The sequence below is a fragment of the Sulfurihydrogenibium yellowstonense SS-5 genome (genome assembly GCF_000173615.1).
Taxonomy (GTDB): Bacteria; Aquificota; Aquificia; order Aquificales; family Hydrogenothermaceae; genus Sulfurihydrogenibium; species Sulfurihydrogenibium yellowstonense.
In genome coordinates this window covers 1-5,319 of record NZ_ABZS01000116.1, presented here as the reverse complement: position 1 = coordinate 5,319, position 5,319 = coordinate 1, and the positions used below count along the sequence as shown (strand labels likewise).

The 5,319-nt window shown below is 33.6% G+C and carries 2 protein-coding genes; both read right to left on the bottom strand.

The features are described from left to right. Window positions 1–50: 50 nt before the first annotated feature. Window positions 51–1,148, bottom strand: coding sequence for a 5-(carboxyamino)imidazole ribonucleotide synthase (locus SULYE_RS05530; RefSeq protein WP_007547364.1), 1,098 nt, complete (start codon window positions 1,146–1,148; stop codon window positions 51–53). Between the two features lie 214 nt (window positions 1,149–1,362). After that, window positions 1,363–4,863: a DNA polymerase III subunit alpha gene (dnaE, locus tag SULYE_RS05525; RefSeq protein ID WP_007547362.1), complete on the bottom strand. Its 3,501-nt coding sequence runs from the start codon at window positions 4,861–4,863 to the stop codon at window positions 1,363–1,365. Window positions 4,864–5,319 lie beyond the last annotated feature (456 nt).

Sequence of the window (5,319 nt, the reverse complement as noted above, 5' to 3'; positions counted from 1 at the left end):
CATATCTCACTCTCTTTTACTTTGATTAAATCTTTCACTACTTTGCTTTTCTATAAGTCTGTTTTATCATGGTCTATTATTGTAATATGTCCCATCTTTCTAAGCGGAAATGTTTCTAATTTTCCGTAAATATGAACGTATACACCATCTATTGCAAGAACTTTGTCTAAATTTTCATAAATTGGCTTTCCTTTGTAGCCTTTTTCTCCAAGTAAATTTATCATTACAGCCGGTAAATACTGATTTGTTAAGCCAAGGGGTAGGTTTGTTAATACTCTGACAAGTTGTTCAAACTGACTTGTCTCGCAGGCTTCTATCGTATAGTGTCCTGAGTTATGAACTCTTGGCGCTATTTCGTTTAAGAGTATTTTTCCGTCTTTTGTAAGGAACAACTCAACACCAAAAACTCCGACACCTTCCAAAGCTTCAATAGCAGATATTGATATCTCTTGTGCAAGTTTATAATGTTTTTCATCAATATTTGCCGGCACTAAGAGATATTCAAGCAGATTTCCCTCCGGATTAAATACCATCTCAACAACCGGATAAACCCTAATATCTCCATTGATATTTCTAACTACTATGACAGCAATTTCTTTTTCTATGTCTACCAATGACTCTATATAAGATTCTTCTTTTGACGCTTTATTTAAATCCTCTTCTGATTTGATAACAACTACGCCTCTGCCATCATATCCACCTTTTTTTATCTTTTGAACGCATGGAATATGATTTTTTATTTCTAAAATGTCTTTTATTTCTAAAAATTCCGGCTGAGGAATGTTATGTTTTTTAAAAAACATTCTCTGCTTGTATTTGTCTTGCAGGATTTCAAGAGTTCTTAGCGATGGATAAATTTTGTCTGCCGGAATTGTTTCTTTTAAAGAATCTATATTTATATATTCAATTTCGTATGTGATAATGTTTGACATATTATTTAATTTTGTCAGTTTTTCTTTGTCGTTTACACTGCCAACTATTTGTTTGCATACAGAAGAAGCTGGAGCGTTTTCATGTGGGTCAAGGCATACAACGTTTAAGCCAAGTTTTCTACATTCAAAACCAATCATTTTTCCAAGCTGTCCACCGCCAAGAATACCAATCGTAAAATCTGTTGGCAGAGTGAGCTTAAAATTTTTTAAATCCATTAAAACCTCATTGGTCTTATGATTTTCAACATAATATGATATCATAGGGATAGTATGGGTCTAAGATGAATTAAGACTGTTCTGAAGTCCTCACCGTTATTCTACAGCCGGCGAAGAATCTCCTATTTTATCAATTTTAAAAGATGAGATCCTTCGGCCTTACGGCTTCAGGATGATGGAGAAAGGTTAGTTTATGAGATTTGGGAGCAATCTCTCAATACACTTCTATCTCCTTCTCAGAAAGATGATTAAGTATTTCGTATTTAAAATTTTCATCATAATTTACATGAAAATCAGAATGTAAAGCAATTTCACAGTATGGTTTTCTGCCATTATAAAGAACGACTATAACTTCTTTATCTCCTTTGTTTTTAGTTAAAACATTCTTTATTTTTTCTAATACACCATTGGCTGCTTTTTCTATTGAAAGTTTTATTTTAATGCCTTTAATCTCTCTTGTTAAGCTTTCTATCGATTCAATATTATTTGCCGTCATTGATATTTTCTCCTGTTCTTCATCTACTTCTAAAATGCCTTCTAAAATGACTATATTGTCATCTTGAAGTAATTCTTTGTTTTCAAGTTTTTCCGGAAATGCTCTTACATCCATCTGTCCGGTCTCGTCAGAAATCTGAAACACTACCATTGTTGCTCCGGATTTTGTTTTTTTGTATTTAATCTCATCTATGACACCTGCAATTTTAACCTTTGAACCTGACTGGAAAGTTTTATCGCCAAAAGCAGACTCTATAATTTCGCTAATTTTTAATACTTTATTTTTTAATTCCTTTTTATAAGCATTCAGTGGATGTCCGGAAAGGTAAAATCCAAGAACTTCTTTTTCTAATCTCAGTTTTTCTTTTTCTGTTAATTTGGTTCCATCCTCGTATATGTGTTTTACGTTTACAACCGGAGTTGTTGTAAGTGCAAAAAGTGAGTTTTGTCCTGCTGATTTACTATCTCTTGCTTTTTGTCCTGTTGTGATTGCTTTTTCTACGTTTTCAAGCAAGATACCTCTATCAATTCCTTCAAAATCAAAAGCTCCAGCCTTTATCAAAGATTCTAAAACTTTTTTGTTTGCTACTTTTGTATCAAATCTTTCGCAGAAATCAAAAATATCTACAAATGGACCATTTTTTTCTCTTTCTTCTACTATGGATTTTGCCACCTCTTCTCCAATACCTTTAATTCTTGATAATCCAAATCTAATTTTGGATTTTTCTTCTATGGCAAACTCAGGCATGCTTTTGTTTACATCCGGAGGAAGAAGTTTTATGTTAAAGTTTTCCATATCAAGAAGTAGGTTTAAGAATTTACTGTCGTTGTTTTCAGTTGATAATTTTACTGCAAAAAATTCTTCAGGATAGTATGTTTTTACCCATGCTGTCCAGTATGTTAGATATGCATAAGCTGTCGAGTGAGATTTGTTGAAGGAGTAAGAAGCAAACTTTTCTATATCGTCCCAGAGTTTTTCTACTTTTTCTTTGCTAAATCCTCTTTCTACTGCTCCACCAATAAATCTATCTTTCATTTTTGCCATAACTTCAGGGTTTTTCTTACCTATAGCTTTTCTTAATGTATCAGCTTCTGCCATGGTAAACCCTGAAAGTATGTTTGACATAAACATTATTTGCTCTTGGTATACAATCAATCCGTATGTTTCTTTTAGTATATCCTTTACTTCTTCAAATGGGTATTCTATAGGCTTTCTGCCGTGCTTTCTTTCTATGTATTCGTCCACCATTCCACTCATAAGCGGCCCAGGTCTAAATAGTGCAAGAATAGCTATAATCTCATCCAAGTTTGACGGCTTTAATCTTACTAACAGGTCTTGCATACCTTTACTTTCTAATTGGAATACGCCTGTAGTTCTTCCAGATTGTAAAAGTTTAAAAACATTTTGATCATCAAAAGGTAAACTGTTATAATCAACATCTACTCCGTGTCTTTCTTTGATTAATTTTTTCATATAATCAAGTTCTGTTAGAGTTTTTAGACCTAAAAAGTCCATTTTTACAAGTCCAAGCTGTTCTAAGGTTTTCATCTCAAACTGAGTTGCCCTGTTTCCATCTTTATCTCTGTATACAGGCACGTATTCATCCAATGGTCCGGGAGCTATAACAATACCAGCTGCATGGATTCCTGTGTGTCTTGCTGAACCTTCTAATTTTCTAGCAAGGTCTAAAAGCTCCCTTATATTCTCATCAGTTTCATACAGTTTTTTAAAGTCAGGGTGGGCTTCCAAGTTTTCATCTATTGTTAGCGTAGAACCTTGAGTTGGTCCCGGTAGTATCATTTTTGCGATTCTATCTGCTTCTTGATAAGGAAATCCAAGAGTTCTTGCAACATCTCTTATGACCATTTTAGATTTCATAAAGTTAAACGTGATAATTTGGGCTACGCTATCTTCTCCATACTTTTGTTTAACATAATCAATAACTTTCTCTCTTCTTTCCATGCAAAAGTCTACGTCTATATCCGGCATTGAGATTCTATCGGGATTTAAAAATCTTTCAAAAAGTAGTCCATGCCTAAGAGGGTCTACTTCTGTTATTCTCAGACAGTATGCAACTAATGAACCACCGGCTGAGCCTCTGCCAGGTCCTACCGGTATTCCGTTTTTCTTTGCATAGTTAATAAAATCTTGGACTATCAAAAAGTATTCTGCAAATCCCATTTGGTTTATAACATTTATTTCATAATCCAATCTTTCTCTGTATTCTTTGAGTTTTTCAGGCGTTAGGTCTTTTATACTTTCTAAGCGCTTTTCTAATCCTTCTCTTGCAAGTTTTTCAAAATACTGTGCAGGAGTCATTCCTTCCGGAGTCTCAAACTTAGGGAATAAGTATCCTCTTGTTTCAGCTGTATCTATCTCTAAATTACATTTCTCTGCAATTTCCATTGTATTTTTTAAATACTCTTCATAACCTTTGAATTTCTCATACATCTCTTCCGGTCTTGTAAAATGGAGACCTTTGACTCTAAAAGCTTTACCTTCTGAGTATAATTCTTTTAGTGTTTTCTTCATTTGTAATGCTTTTACTACATCGTGAGCTGTATGGTCTTCTGGGTTAAGATAGTGAGAATCGTTGGTTCCCACAACCTTAACGCCAAGCTCTTTTGCAAGCCTTATTATTCCTTCGTTAGCTATATTTTGCTCTTCTAAACCATTTATCTGAATTTCAAAATATAAATCATCTCCAAAAATATCCTTTAATCTCTTTCCATATTTTTTAGCTTCTTCGTATTTACCTTGTGCAAGCAGATTTGGAACAAATCCTTTTAAACAGGCTGTTTGACAGATAAGTCCTTCATGATACTTTTCAAGAAGTTCCCAATCTATTCTTGGCTTATAGTAAAATCCTTCAGTGTATGCTATGGAGGATAGTTTCATCAGATTCTTAAATCCTGTTTTATCTTTGGCAAAAAGGATTAAATGGTAGTTTTTATCTGTAAGAATATCGTCTGAGCCTTCACCTTTTTTCTCAAACCTGTTGTTAGTAAAATAGCTTTCCATACCTATAAGCGGTTTAACGCCAACTTTTCTCATTTCTTCATAAAACTCAACGGCTCCAAATATATTTCCATGGTCAGTAAGACCAACTGCTTTATATCCATATTCAGCTGCTTTTTTTGCAAGCTCTTTTGGTTTTATCATTCCATCAAGTAGTGAGTAATGAGAGTGTAAATGTAAATGAACAAAATCTTTTACCATTTTTGACCACCTCGGCATATTAATTAGACATAAATTTTATATCTGCAATTTATATTACTTCAAATTTTTAATTTTTGATTATAAATTTAATATGTGATAAAATTAAGCGGATTGTATACCTTACGTAAAAAATCAGCGATTTTTATAGAATTTAAAAGGAGATCCTTCGGCCTTACGTCCTCAGGATGACAAAGAAAGTGAAAGTAGAGACAATTCACGAATTGCCCGTACACGTCGTACTTTAACGGTTGTCTTAGATGCCATCCTGCAGCCGAAGAACAATCTCCTACTTTTATTGCATTTCTCACCTGACGTATGCATAAAATATTATATTCAATAAAAAGCTAAGGAGAAAAACATGAAAAGAATGGATAAACTAATTCAAGAGTACATTCACGATCCATACTTCACAAAGGAAAAATATCACGATCCATCTGTATGTGAAAGATGTGGTGT